This is a genomic window from Bartonella sp. AA74HLJMH (genome assembly GCF_042197045.1).
In the GTDB taxonomy this organism is placed as follows: Bacteria; Pseudomonadota; Alphaproteobacteria; order Rhizobiales; family Rhizobiaceae; genus Bartonella.
This window is the reverse complement of record NZ_JBHIRJ010000085.1, coordinates 1-1,576: the sequence shown is the minus strand read 5'-3', so window position 1 is coordinate 1,576 and position 1,576 is coordinate 1. Positions and strand designations below refer to the sequence as shown.

1 protein-coding gene is annotated in these 1,576 nt (G+C 36.1%); it reads left to right on the top strand.

Going from position 1 to position 1,576, the window contains the following annotated elements; genetic code table 11:
- Positions 1 to 875 precede the first annotated feature (875 nt).
- The coding region (locus ACFINH_RS09780) for an ABC transporter substrate-binding protein (protein ID WP_375613990.1) at positions 876 to 1,576 on the top strand (701 nt) is incomplete at its 3' end.

Genomic DNA, 1,576 nt, shown 5'->3' with positions numbered 1-1,576 from the left:
TGGTCATGATATATTTGATGTATTGCAAAGCTCTTTAACACTTTGCAATACATTGAATTTTATCGGGAATGGATTACCATGTTGTGTAGAGAATTTTGTTTCAAAACATTCTATTGGGAAGAGAGGTTATTTATTTCGATAAATTCTACGTATATAGATATTAATATTTGATATTTCAATTTATATGTATAAAAAGTAATAAATTTGTTTGTTGCAAAAGACAGGTGTAACGAATAAAGCAAAATTTAGTGTTTCTGAAAAAATGGGGACTTTATAAAATGTTTTGGTGAGAAAAACTGTTGTATGCGGGTACGTGGGGAAACATCAAGCTACTCTTCTCATACCTCAGGTTACATTCCTTATGACTTAAAATATGATAATCTATAGGTTCGAAGCTGTTATTTGATACGGAGTTATAATAAAATTCGAATTTTCTTCTGAAGAAGGGTGAAAATGGTTACGAAAAAATTTATTCAGGATCATCAAAATATCAAATTGTTTTGAGGCTTTTGAAGCAATTAGAGTAGCGCTTTGATGATACTTTTTAGAAAATCGCAAGAAGAAACTTGAAAAAGAAATCTTTTTAATGAAGCAAGGAAGGATTTTGGTCTGATATGCTCTGAATTATAAGTGCCGTGATGTCGTGTGCTATCGTGCGTGATAGCTTCATTTTAATCAGATCGTTTTGCGTTGCATATGTTCGTTTGTTCTATACGTATTTAGGAGGGAAGGAGCTTTTGAAAAGTGGCTGCTGCTTTTAGAGATTTTGATATTTTACCTCTAGGAGGCGTGTTTTCTAAGCATGATCTTATCATTTTTGCATGTTGTCACATGGGAAGTTATACAATAACCTTAAATCTTAAAAGGAAAATTCTATGAACGGGAAAAGAAAAATATTGAAAAAGGGCAGTTCTTTTGTTTCTGCTGTTCTTGCAATGGGGATGTTTGTGCAACAAGTTTCAGCGAAAACACCCGCCGATACGCTTGTGATGGCTTGGAATCTTGATACAATAAGTACATTTGATCCCGCACAAATCAATGACCGTTATGGTAATGAAGTTCTTGTTAATGTTTGTGATAATTTAGTCGTTTCTGCTACAGATGATGCTGCTAAAATGGTTCCTTCTTTAGCGAAGAGTTGGGATGTTTCAAGTGATGATCAGAGTACGGTGATTACTTTTCATTTGCGTGATGGTTTGAAGTTCAACGATGGTCGTCCTGCGAATGCCAATGATCTTATTTGGAGCATGAAGCGGGTTGTTCAATTGAAGATGGCTACTGCGGCGACATTTAATGAATATGGGATTACAGAACAAAACGTTGATGAGGCTTTTCAAGCACCGGACGACAAAACGGTTGTGATGAAATTTGATAAACCTTATCCAGCAGAGCTCATTCTTAGCCATTTTGCCACTAGTCGTACTCTTGCTTTGCTTGATCGTGAGACACTCATGAAACACGAAAAAAATGGTGATATGGGAAACCGGTATTTGGCAAGCCATTCTGCTTGTGTTGGTCCTTATCAGCTAGAGAGTTGGCGCCCTGGAGAAGGAATTTTGTTGCGTGCAAGCTCCAA